This is a genomic window from Priestia sp. BR_2 (assembly GCF_041954005.1).
Lineage (GTDB): Bacteria > Bacillota > Bacilli > Paenibacillales > Paenibacillaceae > Paenibacillus_AQ > Paenibacillus_AQ lautus_A.
Genome location: NZ_JAVFHM010000328.1, coordinates 128,362 through 144,497, shown reverse-complemented (window position 1 = coordinate 144,497; position 16,136 = coordinate 128,362). Strand labels below are relative to the sequence as shown.

The 16,136-nt window shown below is 49.9% G+C and carries 19 protein-coding genes; 13 read left to right on the top strand and 6 right to left on the bottom strand.

Annotated elements, in window-relative coordinates; all coding sequences use genetic code 11:
- The first annotated feature begins 138 nt into the window (after window positions 1-138).
- The 7 genes from RB298_RS28815 (at window position 139) to RB298_RS28785 (ending at window position 4,127) form a co-directional block, all read left to right on the top strand.
- Window positions 139-1,149 carry a phosphotransferase enzyme family protein gene (locus RB298_RS28815; protein ID WP_486049750.1) on the top strand — a complete coding sequence of 337 codons (1,011 nt, stop codon included), beginning with the start codon at window positions 139-141 and terminating at the stop codon, window positions 1,147-1,149.
- Between the two features lie 30 nt (window positions 1,150-1,179).
- Window positions 1,180-1,401, top strand: a complete 222-nt coding sequence (locus RB298_RS28810; protein ID WP_015736480.1) for a hypothetical protein — start codon at window positions 1,180-1,182, stop codon at window positions 1,399-1,401.
- 11 nt (window positions 1,402-1,412) lie between these two features.
- The gene (locus tag RB298_RS28805) at window positions 1,413-2,108 is read left to right on the top strand and encodes a cyanophycinase (RefSeq protein ID WP_096776809.1); all 696 of its coding nucleotides are present in this window, start codon (window positions 1,413-1,415) and stop codon (window positions 2,106-2,108) included.
- Window positions 2,109-2,246: 138 nt separating this feature from the next.
- A complete protein-coding gene (locus RB298_RS28800) occupies window positions 2,247-2,600 on the top strand; it encodes a DUF952 domain-containing protein (protein WP_192571190.1) in 354 nt (117 codons plus the stop codon).
- A 43-nt stretch (window positions 2,601-2,643) separates the two neighbouring features.
- The gene (locus RB298_RS28795; protein ID WP_096776807.1) at window positions 2,644-2,931 is read left to right on the top strand and encodes an antibiotic biosynthesis monooxygenase family protein; all 288 of its coding nucleotides are present in this window, start codon (window positions 2,644-2,646) and stop codon (window positions 2,929-2,931) included.
- A 35-nt stretch (window positions 2,932-2,966) separates the two neighbouring features.
- Window positions 2,967-3,194, top strand: coding sequence for a DinB family protein (locus tag RB298_RS28790; RefSeq protein ID WP_255250672.1), 228 nt, complete (start codon window positions 2,967-2,969; stop codon window positions 3,192-3,194).
- 18 nt (window positions 3,195-3,212) lie between these two features.
- Window positions 3,213-4,127 (top strand): phosphotransferase family protein, encoded by a 915-nt coding sequence (locus RB298_RS28785; protein ID WP_228468877.1) that lies wholly within the window; start codon window positions 3,213-3,215, stop codon window positions 4,125-4,127.
- Between the two features lie 32 nt (window positions 4,128-4,159).
- Here RB298_RS28785 and RB298_RS28780 read toward each other — a convergent pair whose 3' ends face one another.
- Together RB298_RS28780 and clpP are read right to left on the bottom strand one after the other, a co-directional pair.
- Entirely contained in the window at window positions 4,160-4,372 is a 213-nt protein-coding gene (locus RB298_RS28780) for a hypothetical protein (RefSeq protein WP_486049749.1), read from the bottom strand.
- A gap of 71 nt (window positions 4,373-4,443) precedes the next feature.
- Window positions 4,444-5,040 (bottom strand): ATP-dependent Clp endopeptidase proteolytic subunit ClpP, encoded by a 597-nt coding sequence (clpP, locus tag RB298_RS28775; protein WP_486049794.1) that lies wholly within the window; start codon window positions 5,038-5,040, stop codon window positions 4,444-4,446.
- A 162-nt stretch (window positions 5,041-5,202) separates the two neighbouring features.
- Between clpP and RB298_RS28770 the strand changes: the two genes are divergently transcribed.
- From RB298_RS28770 to RB298_RS28745, 6 genes are all read left to right on the top strand, one after another.
- Window positions 5,203-5,937: an RNA polymerase sigma factor gene (locus RB298_RS28770; RefSeq protein ID WP_486049747.1), complete on the top strand. Its 735-nt coding sequence runs from the start codon at window positions 5,203-5,205 to the stop codon at window positions 5,935-5,937.
- 190 nt (window positions 5,938-6,127) lie between these two features.
- Entirely contained in the window at window positions 6,128-6,640 is a 513-nt protein-coding gene (locus RB298_RS28765; RefSeq protein WP_192571191.1) for an 8-oxo-dGTP diphosphatase, read from the top strand.
- An 18-nt stretch (window positions 6,641-6,658) separates the two neighbouring features.
- Window positions 6,659-7,333 carry an HAD family hydrolase gene (locus tag RB298_RS28760; protein WP_486049746.1) on the top strand — a complete coding sequence of 225 codons (675 nt, stop codon included), beginning with the start codon at window positions 6,659-6,661 and terminating at the stop codon, window positions 7,331-7,333.
- An 18-nt stretch (window positions 7,334-7,351) separates the two neighbouring features.
- Window positions 7,352-7,777 (top strand): metallothiol transferase FosB, encoded by a 426-nt coding sequence (gene fosB / locus RB298_RS28755; protein ID WP_486049745.1) that lies wholly within the window; start codon window positions 7,352-7,354, stop codon window positions 7,775-7,777.
- 47 nt (window positions 7,778-7,824) lie between these two features.
- A complete protein-coding gene (gene pgsA, locus RB298_RS28750; RefSeq protein WP_486049744.1) occupies window positions 7,825-8,409 on the top strand; it encodes a CDP-diacylglycerol--glycerol-3-phosphate 3-phosphatidyltransferase in 585 nt (194 codons plus the stop codon).
- A gap of 153 nt (window positions 8,410-8,562) precedes the next feature.
- A complete protein-coding gene (locus RB298_RS28745; RefSeq protein ID WP_486049742.1) occupies window positions 8,563-10,698 on the top strand; it encodes an Ig-like domain-containing protein in 2,136 nt (711 codons plus the stop codon).
- A 90-nt stretch (window positions 10,699-10,788) separates the two neighbouring features.
- Here RB298_RS28745 and RB298_RS28740 read toward each other — a convergent pair whose 3' ends face one another.
- From RB298_RS28740 to RB298_RS28725, 4 genes are read right to left on the bottom strand one after another with little or no spacing between them, the layout of a single operon-like run.
- Window positions 10,789-12,249: a methyltransferase domain-containing protein gene (locus RB298_RS28740; RefSeq protein WP_486049740.1), complete on the bottom strand. Its 1,461-nt coding sequence runs from the start codon at window positions 12,247-12,249 to the stop codon at window positions 10,789-10,791.
- Window position 12,250: 1 nt separating this feature from the next.
- Window positions 12,251-13,117, bottom strand: coding sequence for a glycosyltransferase family 2 protein (locus RB298_RS28735; RefSeq protein WP_486049738.1), 867 nt, complete (start codon window positions 13,115-13,117; stop codon window positions 12,251-12,253).
- Between the two features lie 22 nt (window positions 13,118-13,139).
- The gene (locus RB298_RS28730; RefSeq protein ID WP_192571197.1) at window positions 13,140-14,747 is read right to left on the bottom strand and encodes a glycosyltransferase; all 1,608 of its coding nucleotides are present in this window, start codon (window positions 14,745-14,747) and stop codon (window positions 13,140-13,142) included.
- The gene (locus tag RB298_RS28725) at window positions 14,744-15,853 is read right to left on the bottom strand and encodes a glycosyltransferase (RefSeq protein WP_486049736.1); all 1,110 of its coding nucleotides are present in this window, start codon (window positions 15,851-15,853) and stop codon (window positions 14,744-14,746) included. The genes RB298_RS28730 and RB298_RS28725 overlap by 4 nt, the downstream gene beginning before the upstream one ends.
- Window positions 15,854-16,136 lie beyond the last annotated feature (283 nt).

Here is a 16,136-nt window from a genome sequence, read left to right as displayed (position 1 = left end):
GAAATATGTTGCATGAGGAACTCCACCCCCAAATTTCCCCGAATCGAGGGGCAGTTGCTGAGTGAGACCATGAATCAGGATGGGTTTTATAAGTTCGATCATAGGGGGAGCGCGCTGTTCAGAAAAGAGGTGTAGATATTGGAACACTTATTTCAGGAGCTGTTACAGCATTATTTTCATGGCCCTGTGTCTTCGATCGAGACCGTGCCTTTCGGCATGACGAATGATTCCCGAATTGTCGTAATGAACCAAAAGAAATACGTCGCGAGAATATACAATCGTCACACGAAGAATGAAGAGAGATTACGGTTTGAGGTTGGACTAACAGCCTATCTGGAGAGTTGTTGCTTATCGTTTGATGTTCCATGTTTCGTCTCCAGTAAGGATGATGCCAAGTACGTGGTTCTATCGGATGGTTCCCTGGGCTCCCTGACATGGTTTATCGAAGGAGAGGTACCTGACCTATCCAGCATGTCCGATGTGCTTAGTTATGGGCGGACAGTTGGGGAAATATCATATGCTCTTCAACAATTCGAATCGGATTCCGTTGATGTAGCTTATCCTGCGATTGCGTTCCATGATTTTTACAACCTCCATTCTCTAGCCAATCAGACGAAAATTAATGAGTTTTTGGTACGCCCTCCATTTGAGATTGATGCCGAACAGATAGCGGTATTGCAAGGATACTATGAATGTGGGTTTAACCGTGCACCTGAATTGAATGTGCTGCCAAAGCAAATGGTCCATCATGATATTTTAGTTTTCAATCTCTTGATCGATCCCCAGTCCAGTGAGATGAGTGGTGTATTGGATTTTGATTTTGCCGCTAGGGACATACGGATATGGGAACTATCCATCTGTCTGAACCATCTTCTTCAGCATGAGGACAAGACCTTGACGAAGGTCGAATTATTTTTAGATGAGTATCGAAAAAATATGAGGTTAACCCGTGCAGAGATCGATTGGATTCCCTATACCATGCAGTTATATTATGTTTCGTTATTAAGCATCTATATCGGACAGCATTTGGCCGGAAGGAACATCGCCTCCTATTTTCAACTAATGTTGAAGCAACTTATGATCAGAAAAGAATGGATGGAACGGAATCAACATGAGTTTGTTGAGATGTTGTATTCGAAATGTTTATAAATGTGCCAAACAAACAACTTCTAGGATGTGATGGATGCTGTGAGATTACCTTATAAAATAGGTTATGCCGTTACGTTGGTTTGGCTGGTCTGGATTGTATACGGTTATATGAATTATGACGATATCGCTGAGCGCGGCCAACTGTCCATCGTTCTGTTAAGCGCCGTGATTGGCATCATCCTGCTGCCGATCTATTTTATATCCGTACTGCTGTACTCTGTTTACAAACGGGATTCGGGAAAGAAAAAGTAAGGGGGGATATCTTGAAGGATCGATATCTATTTTTGCTTGGCGGTCATTCCTTTCAAGCCGAAGCCAATCGACGGTTTCTAGAGCAAGCGGGCGGTTCTCATGCCAGGATTGCGTTATGCATCATGAACCGGCCGGGCTGGGAGGAGTATGTCCCGTTGTTTCAGCAGATGTGGACTGAAGCGGGAATGACCCAGAACGTGAGCGTGATCGTTCCCGATGAAGACGGGAATCTGGACATGGAACAAGCTGAACAGGTGCTGTCATGGGCCACGGGAATATTTATTGGCGGGGGAAACACGGAGAAATACCATCGCTATTACGCGACGGGGCCTTTTAAAGAGCTGTTAATCGACCGCTACGAGAACGGCGTTCCGATTGCTGGCAATTCGGCAGGTGCCCTAATTCTTCCGGAGACATGCCTGATATCCCCGCTTGATAATGAACAAGGCATCATGATGTTTAAGCAAGGCGTAGGGCTGTTCTCGAATGTCTTGATCAGCGTCCATTATACGGAGTGGGACGACCAGTCCAACCTGCTGCAAGGAATGAAAACAAGGAAAGTGCGTTACGGCATCGGCATTGATGAGCAGGCATGCGCCGTTTTTATCAATGGACAGCTGGCGTCCTCGTTAGGGGAATCCGTCTACACCGTAACCTACGAGGATTTTGACGAGGACCGATATACGATTGTGAAGAGGACATCTTGAAGGATGTCTTCTTTTATAGTTCATCCGATATAGTTCATCCGAAAAGAAGGTCACCTTGAAATAACGTATCGGGGATCTGGTTTTTCTATCGCAAGTGTGTCAAGATAAACGGAAAATAGACGGAGGAGATTGGACGGAATGATCTATCATATTATTTCGAAGCAAGCATGGATGGAAGCGCAAGGCAAGGACATGTACGAGCCGCCAAGCCTGCAGACGGACCGATTTATTCACTGCTCGACCGAGGCGCAAGTCAGCGGCGTAGCTAACACAATGTACACTGGCAGAACCGATCTGATCGTTCTGGGGATTCAAGAAGATCAGGTGGACGCGGAGATCATATTTGAGGATTTATATGAGCTGAATCAGCTGTATCCGCATATTTATGGCGGGTTAAACCTGAATGCGGTCCGGAAGGTTTATCGTTTGGAGGCGGATAAGGACGGCGCTTTTGCGTTCCAGGCTTCTCCTGAGCTTGAGTATAAAGGATAGAAAGGCCGTCATACCTTAACATAATCCAAAGGAGGAGGCATGTATGATACTCGAAGTCGCCATGCTGCAGGTAAAGCAAGGACAAACGTCGGATTTTGAACGGAATTTCCAAGTCGCGTCAGGAATCATCTCGAAGATGAAGGGCTACATCCATCATGAGCTGAAGCGTTGCTTGGAAGATGATCATAAGTACATTCTGCTGGTGAAATGGGAGACCCTGGAGGATCACACGATAGGTTTTCGGGAATCGGCGGAATATCAGGACTGGAAACAACGGCTGCATCACTTTTATGATCCGTTCCCTGTTGTAGAACATTATGAAGAGGTGTGAATCGAAGCATTATTTTTAAAGCCTCTGAACAAGCCATGCCCACCGGTATATTATCTTATGATGAAACGATGGATAAGCTGAATCGAGTACGGGAAACAACGAAGCAGATCATAACGAAGCTGGCTGAGCGAAATACGAATGATCTGCACGATCCTCACCCGTATGGATTCGAGCTGAATGCTGAACAATGGGCCCATTTTATAGCGATACACGAGACCCTGCATATCAGACAGCTGGGACGTATCCGGGAGGCGAATCAATAACCGTTAAGGCAGGTGTTCATGTTGAACGTCGAAGAGTTGATGACAGAGGTATACGGCATTCTGCCGCTTAAGGTCGAGCCCATGTCATTCGGCCATACCAATCAGGTGTACAGCGTAACATTTCCGGACCGGCAAATCATTCTCCGAACCAATCGCAAGCCCGACGTCCTGAAGCATACTGCAAACAACATAGCGATCCTATCATCGCTGGGCTTGCCGGTACCGAGCGTGATTCGAACGGATGTGTCCCTTCAGAAGGTCCCCTATGCATACATGATGCTGGAGCATGTTCCGGGCCGTGATCTGCGATATGAGCTTGAGGGCATGACGGATGAACAATTGGACGATCTCGCCGGACAGATCATCGTTTTCCAGCGCAAGGTGTCCGAGCTTCCCTTGGGCACCGGGTTCGGATGGGTTCCGATCGGAGAGCAGGGGCCGTTTACATCCTGGGCGGAGATCATCGATCGTGATATCCGCGATCATATCGGCAACATAACCGGTGAGGTTGCCCCGGACATCATCGTTCAATTGCAGCACATCAAGCGGCGATACGAGCCTGATTTCGACCGGATAGAGCCTGTCTGTTTCCTGGATGATCTCACGATCAAGAACGTGATTGTGTCCGATGGCACGCTGCAAGGTATCGTGGATTTCGATTGGGTCTGTTATGGAGATCCGCTGTACATGATCGCCCTCACCCAAACGGCGGTGGTCTCTGATATCGGAGACCGGGGAATGGCCTACGTGGAGGCGTTATGCAGGCATTGGGGAGCGGACCGGGAACAGCGGGCACTGATTGATTTTTATTCCGTCGTACATGCGCTGGCTTTTATCGGCCATCATCAGAGGGAGCGGAACGAGGCCTGCAAACAGCGCATGGTTTCATTCATAGTAGACAAAATAAAGCATGATGCAAACAGAACCGCATGAGCTTAAGAGCCCATGCGGTTCTTGTTGTCTTATCAAGAAGTTGGCGCAAATCCCATTCTCGGTTTGTCCCGTTCCTTGGTATTCACCGAAACGTAGCGGATCGCGGTTAACGGTACATACAGCATCTCGTATTCATCTTTGTATCGGATGAATTGTTCGCCTACTTCCTCCAGCGTGCCGTTCCGCACATAACTTCCATCCGTAAAATAGATGCTCACTTCCTGATTCAGCAAATTTTTCAGCATATACGGTTCACTCCTTGTGAATAAAATAGAGTATCGGGGCTAAACGGATCATGGGCATTCATCGGATAGCGTCACAGTTTGGTGACGATGTCGTCAATGATCCCGTATTCCTTCGCTTCTTCCGCCGACATAAAATAATCCCGCTCCATATCCTTTTCGACGCGTTCGACGGACTGACCTGTGCGCTCGGATATAATATGCGCCAGCTTCTCACGGGTTTTCAGGATGCGTTTCGCCGTAATGGCGATATCGGTGGCCTGCCCCTGTACACCGCCCAGCGGCTGATGGATCATAATTTCGCTGTTCGGCAGAGCGAGGCGCTTGCCTTTGGCGCCGGCCAGCAGCAGGATCGCACCGTATGAGGCGGCGAATCCCGTGCAGATGGTGTTGACTTGAGGTTTGATAATCTGCATGGTATCGTAAATGCCAAAGCCCGCGGATATCGAGCCGCCCGGACTGTTGATGTACATGTGGATATCCTTCTCGGGGTCCTCGGCCGCAAGAAACAACAGCTGCGCAATTATGCTGTTTGCAATGGCGTCATCGATGGCTGCGCCCACAAACACGATCCGATCCTTCAGCAGTCGGGAATAAATATCGTATGATCGTTCGCCACGGTTGGTTTGTTCAACAACATAAGGAACAATATTCATGGTTTCATCCTCCATCTTCATAAGGTTTTCGTGATTCAGCAAGTAAACGAAGAGACCGCTGCAAAAGATACGAAAGAAACCATGAAATATATTTTTGATGACCGAGTAACGAAAAGCACGCTTCATTCGTTTACCTATAAGATATCCTACCGAGATGTGGAAAGGAGTTGGATTCCGATGACGATCTATCGACCGAGCGCCACCACGGCGGCCGACCAGGGCCTGGCGGAGCTGAATGCTGCCCTGCACAGGTATTGTCTGTCCCTTACAAACTCCTCATGGGATTCCGATGATCTGGTGCAGGACACATGGATCAAGGCGCTGGAGCATTTGCGGCAGCGGAGCCATGCCAATCCCGAAGCTCTCCTGCTTCGGATCGCCAAGAACACATGGATTGACCGGGTCCGCCGGGATCAGACCTACCGACGAATTCTGGATGAGAAGCTGGAACACATATTGCCTAAAGAAGAAGCCTCGAACGAGGACAGCAAGCTGAACATCGAGTTCGCCTTTCAATGGCTGATGGAACATTTGTCGCCCCTGCAGCGAACGGTGCTGCTGCTCCGTGAGGTGTACGAATATTCCATTTCGGAAACCGCGAATATGCTGCAAACGACGGACGGAGCGGTAAAAGCGGCCCTTCATCGAGCTCAAAAGGTGCTGCAATCGTTGAACCCGGAGGAAGAGGAGCTTGGATTGGCTATGCCCGAAGAGGCAGAGATGACCCTGAATCTTCAGGCATTGGCAGAGGCATACCAATCCGGGGATGTCGAAGCTGTCGTTAGGCTGATTCAATGGAACAGCAGCGGGGCATCGGCCATTGGAAGTATGGCTCCGATGGAGGTTCAATCGCCGACCGCGAGTTATATGATGTATGGCGGGTATTCGGCCGACATGCGAATGGCCGCGTAAAGCGAAGATTCGACCAGGTGGATCATACATTGCCGTTAAGGCCGGAGCAGAAGCTGCTCCGGCCTTTTTTGACGAGGATTAACAACCGGTGAATAGGGACAACCGATATACATGAATCTCCGTCCATCGTATCGTCTTCCAGCCCTTGGGGATGTATACTATAACCAAGCAGATCGGACAGGAATGAGGGATGAGGTTGCAGACCGAAGTGAAGCTGTACACCATGTGCATGATCCAAGACGGAAGCAGAATTTTGCTGATGAACAGACCGGATGACAAAGGATTCCCCGGATATATTGCCCCCGGCGGCAAGGTGGATTTTCCGGAAAGCATTGTAAACGGAGCCATTCGGGAGGTTCGGGAGGAAACCGGCTTGATTGTGAAGGACATCATCTATAAAGGCCTTGAAGAATCCTGTGAACCGAATACGGGGCTTCGGTACATGGTATTTAATTATTTGGCCACTTCCTTTGAAGGGGAACTGCTGGAGCATCCTCCCGAAGGGGAGCTGTTATGGGTGGATCGCGAAGAGGCGTTGAAACTGCCCATGCAGGATTGGTTTAAACGAAGGTTTCCTTTGTTTTTCGAAGAGGGGACATTTGAATTAAGCGAGATATGGGATGAGCAGACAGGACACGTTCTGGAGGAAATGGTCAGGCGGTATCCTGCAAGAATACCACAGGCGGCAGGTCTCGCCGATTAACGAAGGGAGCGTTGCGGCATGGCGGTCAAGGCGGTGTTCTTCGATTTATATGAGACGTTAATCACGGAGTTCGCAGACGGCAAGCGGGTATCCAAGAGATCCTATGACTATATGGATAGACTCGGGCTATCGGACGCGGAGTTTAAACAGGAGTGGAGTTCCCGTTCGGAGCGAAGAATGAATGGGCATTTTCCCGACTATCATTCGGTGATCCGTGACATTCTGGATTCTCGCAGTTTGCCCTATCCTCAGGAACACGTGGAATTCCTATATCAGTCGAGAGTCGGCGAGAAGAAAATTCCTTTCCAAACAATCTCGAAGGAGATCTGCAGGCTGCTGGAACTTCTGCGTGAACGGGGACTGAGGCTGGGCTTGATTAGCAATTGCTCGGAAGAAGAGGTGGTTTCTTTTGGCCAGAGCGGATTGGCCCCCTACTTCGATGACGTTATCTTCTCTTATCAGGTTGGGGTAGCCAAGCCGAATGCAGAAATCTATCGCTTGGCTTGTGAGCGCTTATCCGTAAGACCGGAGGATGCCCTGTTTATCGGGGACGGCGGTTCAGATGAGCTGAGAGGCGCGGGGAGTGCCGGATTAAGGCCATATCACGCCTATTGGTACAATACGTTTATGGAGAGCGGGTATGAGAAGATCCGTCAACCGCTGCATGTGCTGGACATCATTGAATCTATATAGAAAGGGAGCCGCCGAACAATGAAACTGCAGGCCATTAACCATCTCTGCTTTTCAGTTTCGCACTTGGAACGGTCCATTGATTTTTACAGGGACGTGTTTGGAGCCAAGCTTCTGGTCAGAGGGCGAAAGCTGGCTTATTTCGATCTGAACGGGCTGTGGATTGCTCTAAACGAAGAAGACGTGGACCGAAGCACGGCAAACAGAACCTATACGCATATTGCATTTACCATCGATGAGCAGGATGTGGAACCGACGCTGCTTCGCCTGCAATCGCTCCAAGTGGAGATTTTGCCGGGTAGGGCAAGGGACGAGAAGGATAAGAAGTCGATTTACTTCCTGGATCCGGACGGCCACATGTTCGAGTTTCATACGGGCGGATTGCAGGACAGACTGGACTATTACCGAACGGACAAAGAGCATATGATCTTTTATGATACCGAGTAGTTGGGAGAGGAACGATTCCAATTGCAGATGCAGATCGAGGAGAGACGATGAACCTTGCCAACCGCATAACGATAGCCAGGATGTTATTGATTCCCGTATTTATTTTATTTTTTGCCGAGTATCCACTATGGTTGACCGAGAACAGCCGCTTCTTCGGATTCATTCATGCTTATGGAACCTACATCGCGCTGGGCGTGTTCATTCTTTCGTCGGCTACGGACAAGCTGGACGGTTACATTGCACGGAAATTGAACCAAATCACGAACCTTGGAAAATTGCTGGACCCGCTCGCAGATAAACTGCTCATATCGGTTGCCTTAATCATGATGGTTCAATCCGGCATGGTTGCGACTTGGATCGCCGTTGCCATCATCGCCCGGGAATTCGTCATTACGGGACTTCGGATGGTCGCCTCCGAGCAGGGAATCGCATTGTCCGCTGATAGGCTCGGCAAATTGAAAATGGTCCTTCAAGTTACTGCCATAGCAGCGGTATTGCTGGATAACGCTCCGTTTACGTTCATCAGGATGGTCCAAGTGGACGAGATGCTCATGCTTGCGGCAGTAGCCTTAACGATTTACTCAGGCATCCATTATTTATTGAACAATGTTAAACTCATTAAACTTAGCTGAAGAGTAGATTTTTTTGAACAACCGAAGTTGGGAAAATATCCTACTTTGTGCCCATTTTGGGCTCGGAAGGTAACGATTTGAACCGGGACTGTCGATATACAGATAGACTGGAAAAAAAGCCTGCGAGACAGAAGGTACAAAGGAGAGAAATAAATGAGCTTAAACAGAAAGACAACGAAGATTTTTCTTGTCGTTGTGATGATGTTGGCGATGGTTTTTCCAACCAGCGTATTCGCCGCCTCCGGGGACGTAACATCGATTGAATTTGATACGAACGAGAGCAAAATTTACTTAACCGTTAATGAAACAACGGAACAACTTCGCGTATTGGCTAACATTGAAGGATCTTCCACGAAGAAGGACGTAACCAATGAGACGACGTGGACTTCGTCCAACACGAGAATCGTAAAGGTTGATGGCGGTCTCATTGTTCCGCTGGAGAAGGGTACGGCCCGTATTACGGCAAAATACAAAGGCGCAATCAAAACGATTGATGTCGACGTCAAATTTGCCATCGACGAGTTCAAGCTGGATCAGCCGGATAAAGTGGAGCATAAGCTTGGAACGGAAGGTTTAACCGTTAAAGCATTGGCTGACGGAACGAACGACGTGACAACGGAAGCGAAGTGGACCACTTCCGATGACAGCGTAGTGAAAGTAAGCAAAGGGGAACTGACCCTCGTAGGTCTGGGCAGCGCAACCGTGACTGCGGATTACAAAGGGCTCAAGGCGTCCTTTACGGTCAAAGTCGTCGCTCCTTACCAAAAGCTTGCGATCGTTCCGGGCGAGGATCAAGAGCTGCTAGTCGGTGATGCGCCTGTGGATCTTAAAGTATTCGCCAAGCAGTCGGAGACCGATGCGGGTACGGACGTAACGGACAAGGTAGAGCTGAAATCGTCCAACACATCCGTAGCAACGATTGAGGATGGCAAGCTGAAGCCGGTGGCTTTGGGCAAATCCACGATCAGCGTGAGCTATTTGGGTTCGACTGCCAAGCTGGATGTGTATGTGCGCAATCCATATGAAGCTTTGATACTGGATCAGACGGATTTCGTCAAGAATCCGGTTCTGTTTATGAATGATTCGATTACGGTAAAAGCCAAGGTTCGTAATGCGGCTTCCCAATCCATCGACGTGGCCGGGGAATGGACCTCATCCAATCCGCTGGCGGTATCCGTCAACGGTGGCGTGATCACAGCAAGAGCTAAGGGAACCTCCACCATCAAGGTGAGTTACCTCGGAATCAGCAAAGAATTTACCGTTAAGGTTTATCCGACGGTAACCAAGTTTGAAACAGAGGACACGAAGCTGGATGTGCTGAAAGACGAATCCAAATCCTTCCCTAAAGTGACGGGAACGCTTCTAGACGACGAGGAAGAGGATTTCAGCAGCGCGGTAACCTGGACTTCGAGCGATGAGAACGTGGTAACGACCGAAGACGGCAAAATCAAAGGTATCGATGCCGGCACAGCAACAATCATCGGTAAGATCGGTTCCAGAGAAGTAGCGACGCTGCCGGTTACGGTTAACGAAAAAGTGCTGGTGCTGCTGCCGGATGTAGAGGAGTATCAGCTGGTTATAGGCAGAAGCAACGCGCTGCCGAAAGTAAATGCCGTATTCGAGGATGGCGAAGAGAGCGATGTGACCTCTTCCATCGAATGGTCGCTGACAGGATCTGCGGCTGTCATTAAAGACGGTACGATCAAAGGCTTAACGAAAGGCTCGACAACGCTGAAAGGCACTTACTTGAATAAAGAAGTCAAGATTCCGGTCGTGGTTGAACAGGAAGTCGTTAAGTTTGTCGTAGACCCGGAGAATATTGACCTCAACATCAAGAAATCCAAATCGATTAAAGTTACAGGCTACTACAGCAACGGCAAAACGGTTTCGCTCTCATCCAAGATGAATTGGAGTTCTTCGGACACCGCGATTGTAACGGTATCCAGAACCTCCGTTAAAGCGGTTGCCGAGGGTAAAGCAACGATTACGGGTTCATACCAAGGCAAAGAAGTCACCGTTAAGGTTAACGTGGTTCCGAAGATGACGAAATTGATCGCCAGCGAAAAGAAACTGAACTTGAAGCCCGGTGACGTCAAAACCGTAACGGTTACGGCCGAATATGATACCGGCGCAAAAACGAGTGTTGGGGACACCGCCGTGTGGACAACCAGCAACTCCAGCGTGGCCAAAGTAACGAACGGACGCATTGAAGCGATCGCGAAGGGAACCGCCCGCATTAAGGGGCAGTACAATTCGAAGACCGTAACCATTACCGTCTCTGTTAAATAGTTAGAACAGCATGCTGCAACAGCCCGGCTCTAAAGATGAGCCGGGCTGTTGTCTGTTCATAAGAATCTTTCTGGGTAAAGCGGGATAAGGTCAAATTCCAGGCTGCTGCGTTCTCAGAAACCAGGCAAGCAGATGGCCGTTATAGATCTCCAGCGATTTCACCTGAAAATTCGTCGCTTCGGCGAGTACATACATTTCATCGATCGAATAATATTTCATCTCGGCATCAACAAAACCGTCTCCTATCCGGTAGTAAGGCATATCGAGGAGATCAGGATCGTGACGAGCAGGTGCAAAATGCCGTTTCCACGGCGTTGAGATGAGCAGGCTTCCGCCAGGCATCAGTTTATCATGGATTTTGCGGAGAACCGGTATCGGATTGTAGTTCATATGCTCGAGCACTTCCGTAAAGAGAACGATATCGTACCGTTCGTTTCCCGGAATATCCTCGGCTTCCACATTGCACTGGCTCCACCGGATCCCGTAGTCCTGTTCCAGCTCCACGGACCAGTAATCCGCCATGTGATCCAAGCCGTGTGCTTGAGCTCCGGACAATACGCTGTACATTAGCAGCGTACCGTAAGCAGCGCCGATATCTAGCACCTTGGCGCCCCGGTTCACAAGCAACGAGTCCAGGATCGGAAGCAGCGGGTACCAGTAGCTGGCTTCTTCATCCTTGTAAACAGACAGATAGTGGCTCCCATTCCGCTTGGCATGATAGGAAGAGATGATCGTTTGGGCACGGGACAGTTTCTCGTCAGGCGATAGATCATCATCAAAAGGCTGCCTGCATTGCCGCTCGGCAGCCTCGGGTAACGGTCCGACCGTTCCAACGCTGACGAGCAGGTATCCGGGCACATTGCGCTTCTCGTATTCAGGGAGTCTATGGTACCACATCGTCAGCCAATGCTTGACGGTCTGGGAATCCCGGATGAAATCAAGAAAATCCAAACTGTCCAAAAAGCCGATGCTGCTCTCCTCGATCAACGTTATACCGCATCGCTCAAATTGATTTCTGAGCGTGGAGGCGGGATGCTCCGTGCCATACATCCAGGTGCCCAGCTGTTCGGCGGCTTCTTTTCCCGCACGATACGGCAAACATTCCGCAAAAGGAGTGAGGATCAGCATCGTTCCTCCCGGCTTGGTAACCCGTTTCATTTCCCTTAATATCGCGATCCGCTCTTCTTCCTCAAAATGCTCCAGCACCCCCGCATTCCAGGTTAGATCAAAGTGCTGGTCAGGAAGCCGCATCTCCCTAATATCGGAGAGAACAAAGGTGCCCGGAACCTTGGCGCTATAAAAGGCGCTCCGGCTGTTGTACAGCGCATTCTCGGAATAATCGACCAGCGTCACTTCCGCATGCTCAGCAGCCAGGCGCAGCGAAATCTTGCCCGTTCCGGAACCGGCCTCGAGTATTCGCTTCCCTTCGATGCCTCCTGTAACCTCCATGATCTTATCGTAGATGGTTTGGCTTAGTGAATCCCAGTGATAGGATATCTCCCGGGACCATAGCTGATCCCAAATCTTCTTCTGGCGTTCATCCGGCAGCATATCATTCGGTCACCCCTTTGTGTTCTGGCGTGTACTTGCGAAACAGCCGGTGGAACTCACTGGAGCCGTTGTGAATCTCAGCCAGTTCTCTCAATCCGTACGCCCCGTATTGATGAAACAGGCCAGCCTCGTTCATGGAAAATTCGGTGTATTTGTCCGGCATCGACATGCGTTGGGCCATGGTTGCATGGTATACCCAGGAGGCCAGGCAGCATTTCGGCCTCCATGCGGTGCGCGTTCCCATATAATACCTCATGCCCAGAAGCAGACTGTCATCCTCATAGCCCTGCTTGCCGGATAAGAATCGAGTATCATAACCTCCAATATGGCGAAGGGCTTCCGCACGGTGAACGACCGGATGCACGAATCCATCCGCAATCCCTTTTCTTGACAGCCGCTGGAGCGTTTCGCTGAGCTCACCCGGTGTTTTCGGAAGAACAATGAACTCACCCAAGGGCTGCAGTTCTCCGGTTGAGGTAACGATGCCGGGCGATACCATAGGTTCGTCGTTACATTCCAGATAACGAAGAAGAGGTTCGTGCCAATCCGGAGGAAAGAGCATGTCGACATGAATTTCGGAGATGTACCCCGCTTCTGGGAAGTGCTCCCATATGAATTCAAAACACGCTTGCCTGGCGGCAGCGATGCCGATATTCGCTCCGTTCCCGAGAATAACACCGGACAGGTCTAACGTTTGCAGCCATTCTTGCAGCTCTTCATTCGTAAGGCATCCTTGATTAAACAGAACCGTCCTATGCTCCCGGGAGCGCCGCAGACTGCTTAACGCCAGGCTGGCCATGTGTAAATCATTCTCGCGCGAGCTCTCCCGAATGAATAAGGGCAAGGTATGAATGATCTTCAATTCCATCGCTTCCTCTTATGGTTATTCGTTATTCCATCCATTCAACAAGCGTAGGCGATTCCTCCAGAATGGAGTCGTATTGTTCTTTCGAGCCGAACTCTGCTTCAGGATCAAGCTGACGATAACGCCTGAGCTTCTCCAGCCTGTATTCCGGTTTGGCCCACCCGTAATGCTTAAGGCGAATGGCTGAAAGATGGTGGGGAAGATCGAATACATTCGCCGGGAACCGTCCACAGTGCTGAGGCGTCTCTTTCCAGCAATACTTCATTTCGGGACGGTAACGCAGAAGAAAAGGGCGATAGGTTCTATGCGAGCTCCAGAATTCATCGTCCCGGTAATGGGTTTCGTTCCAAAAATCATAGAGCCGGAAGCAGTACAAATCGAACTCGTTTTGCTTCAGCATGGAAGGAAGCTCAGCCGTAAAGGAAGACTCAAACCATTCGTCCGCATCCAAATTCAGAATCCATTCGGGATGAACGTTCAAGGTTTCGCGCCATTGTTGCTTTCTCAGCTCAACCTCGTTGTGAAACAGGGATGCCTCGTTGCTGATCAGACGCAGCGGAATTCCCTTCAAAACTTCCATACATACATCTAGCGTGTTATCCGTACTTGCATCATCGATAATAACGGCTTGGTCAATGTAGTCCCGATGCCGTTCAAGCGCTTGCCGCAGATAGCGTTGGCCTTCATTCTTCAGAACCATCGTCAGGGTGAGCGATGGGCGGGCCGTGCGGCGATTCGCATCAATGGGGCTGAGACAGCCCTCTTCTCGTTCCTCGAGGCAGCTTCGAGTAACCTCGGGGATGGATGTAGTCTTATCCGTTGCCTTCAGGAACAGTCCGGCATGGTGAAGATCGCTTTCACGGTAGATATGGTAAGCCGGGTAGTGCGTATCTACATACAAGGTGAACCCCAGCGCAGCCGCCCGAATGCTGAAATGCCGATCCTCTCCCCAGAAGGACAAATTGTAGATGGGTTTATAGTTAACCCCGCGCACAAGAGCCCGGCGGCTGATTAAAGTGCAAGCTCCGAGTCCGCCGACTTCATACACGCCGGCCTCCGCTAACCGGCTCACGAATTGTTGATAGCGATGTTCCTTTTGGGCTTCGTCCAACGTTTCGCCCGCCTGTTGTTCGTATTGGGTATATTCATCCTTGAGCCACACCTGGGGATGGGGGCGTGAGTCCGGCTGCCAACGGGTCCAGAAGATTTCCGAAATGATCTCTTTGTCGGTGGCGATGAGGTGAATCAGGGTCTGCGGTGCCAGCAGCAAATCCGAATCGACCAGAAACAGATAGTCAAACCGTAAGTCAAGCGCATATTGAATGATCTTGTTCTTATAATCGGCTACCTTCCAAATCAATCGATCGTTCCAATAATGGGTTGTCTCGTCGCGGATATATTCGTGATCATCAGGCGTATGGGCGCTGTGGATAACCACCCGGTTAACTTCTTTCATAAATCGGCTCAATCTGGCGCTGGATAATTCATCGTTGTTGTCATCGATAAAGAAGTAGCAAAGCTCCAAGGAATTTTGCTCCAGCCGCAGCAATGAGGTTAGGAAATGGTCCAGAATCTCCGGTTTCTGCCGTACAGGACTGCCGATCAAAACGCGTCTGCGCCCCTGGGTCGTCATGAGCTCTGCCTCTCATCGTCACGCTGAAGCTCCTGCAGCTTGTTTCGAAAATATTCTTGGTTCGCCAGCATGGTCTCATCGCCCGGTCGGTAGGCAAGCGCCTTCTCATTATGCTGATTGGCAATCGCATAAGCTCCGATTCGGTCGTAACAAACAGCCAATTGCAGATGGGGAAGCCATGTGGAGAAGGAGGGGTTATGAAATCCCATGTAATCCGGAGGCAGCTCAAGCTCGGTAGCCAGCTTATACCAGTAGATGGCCGTATCATATTGGTTTTTCTCGAGAAAATGGTAACCGATGCGGCAGCAGAATTCGGACCGCGGCGGCGCATATTGCAGGGATCGGAGAGAGGATTCAAATGCGGCTTGCCCGTTTCCGAGCTCGTGATGGCAATCGGACAGCCTGCTGCAGGCCGAGAGAACATCCTCGATCCAGCCTTTTTCCGTATGTAAGAATCGTTCGTAATAATCGATCGCTTTCTCGAAAAGACGGTGATCCTTTAGTTCATTCGCATAATAGAACAGATCCCGCGGGGTGAACGATTCGCCGGCTGCCTCGCGCTGCACATAGATTCTGAGATTCCGGCCGGTGTCCGGATCATGATTCGAGCTGAGATGGGTAATGGCAATATCGCTATTCATAACATGACCGTACACCTCCAAATATTCGTGGACGGGCCCGATCCATCGAAAGGCCCTGCTCCGTTTGACAAGACGATTGCGCCGCAGACGGAAGGTGATATTGCCGAATTCATCCGAGCTCAAATGATAGAGCATGGTCACGGAATCGATGTCGGGCGCAAGGTTTTCTTTAAGCGCTATTAGTTTCAGCCGGTCTTCTTCAAGCAGCACGTCGTCGGCATCGAGCCACAGGATATAGTCCTGGGTGGCCTTGCTAAAAGCAAAGTTTCGCGCAGCCGCAAAATCGTCGATCCATTCAAAATCATAAACGGCCGCCTGAAAGGATCGGGCGATTTCTTTCGTGCGATCGGTGGAGCCTGTATCCACAACGACGATCTCATCCACGATGTCTGCAATCCGGGACAGACAGCGGTTCAAATGATGTTCCTCATTTTTTACGATCATGCATAGGCTGATAGCGATCAATACATCACCCCCGCGTATAATCCATTCCAAAGAATATGCCAGATATATATTCAGGTCGGCGTACGAAATGAACCGTCGAGCGCCAAATTGAACCCGTGCGTATCAAAAAATGACGAATATCGCTTCTTTAAGCTCGTTTTTTAAAGCGGCTGACAAAAAAACGGTCACATAGACCGTTTTTTGGCTTGCACCTCGTCGAACAGCAGGGACTGGCGAAACGAAGTTTGGCGGGTGAAGGCTGCTGATTGTAAATTTGGTCTGGATTTAACCCATGTCCAGTGGT

Coding starts and splice junctions, on each gene's coding strand:
- RB298_RS28810 (WP_015736480.1), top strand. CDS start 1,180: ATGGATGCTGTGAGATTACCTTATAAAATAGGTTATGCCGTTACGTTG.
- RB298_RS28800 (WP_192571190.1), top strand. CDS start 2,247: ATGATCTATCATATTATTTCGAAGCAAGCATGGATGGAAGCGCAAGGC.
- RB298_RS28795 (WP_096776807.1), top strand. CDS start 2,644: ATGATACTCGAAGTCGCCATGCTGCAGGTAAAGCAAGGACAAACGTCG.
- RB298_RS28790 (WP_255250672.1), top strand. CDS start 2,967: ATGCCCACCGGTATATTATCTTATGATGAAACGATGGATAAGCTGAAT.
- RB298_RS28785 (WP_228468877.1), top strand. CDS start 3,213: ATGTTGAACGTCGAAGAGTTGATGACAGAGGTATACGGCATTCTGCCG.
- RB298_RS28780 (WP_486049749.1), bottom strand. CDS start 4,372: ATGCTGAAAAATTTGCTGAATCAGGAAGTGAGCATCTATTTTACGGAT.
- clpP (WP_486049794.1), bottom strand. CDS start 5,040: ATGGAGGATGAAACCATGAATATTGTTCCTTATGTTGTTGAACAAACC.
- RB298_RS28770 (WP_486049747.1), top strand. CDS start 5,203: ATGACGATCTATCGACCGAGCGCCACCACGGCGGCCGACCAGGGCCTG.
- RB298_RS28765 (WP_192571191.1), top strand. CDS start 6,128: ATGAGGTTGCAGACCGAAGTGAAGCTGTACACCATGTGCATGATCCAA.
- RB298_RS28760 (WP_486049746.1), top strand. CDS start 6,659: ATGGCGGTCAAGGCGGTGTTCTTCGATTTATATGAGACGTTAATCACG.
- fosB (WP_486049745.1), top strand. CDS start 7,352: ATGAAACTGCAGGCCATTAACCATCTCTGCTTTTCAGTTTCGCACTTG.
- pgsA (WP_486049744.1), top strand. CDS start 7,825: ATGAACCTTGCCAACCGCATAACGATAGCCAGGATGTTATTGATTCCC.
- RB298_RS28745 (WP_486049742.1), top strand. CDS start 8,563: ATGAGCTTAAACAGAAAGACAACGAAGATTTTTCTTGTCGTTGTGATG.
- RB298_RS28740 (WP_486049740.1), bottom strand. CDS start 12,249: ATGCTGCCGGATGAACGCCAGAAGAAGATTTGGGATCAGCTATGGTCC.
- RB298_RS28735 (WP_486049738.1), bottom strand. CDS start 13,117: ATGGAATTGAAGATCATTCATACCTTGCCCTTATTCATTCGGGAGAGC.
- RB298_RS28730 (WP_192571197.1), bottom strand. CDS start 14,747: ATGACGACCCAGGGGCGCAGACGCGTTTTGATCGGCAGTCCTGTACGG.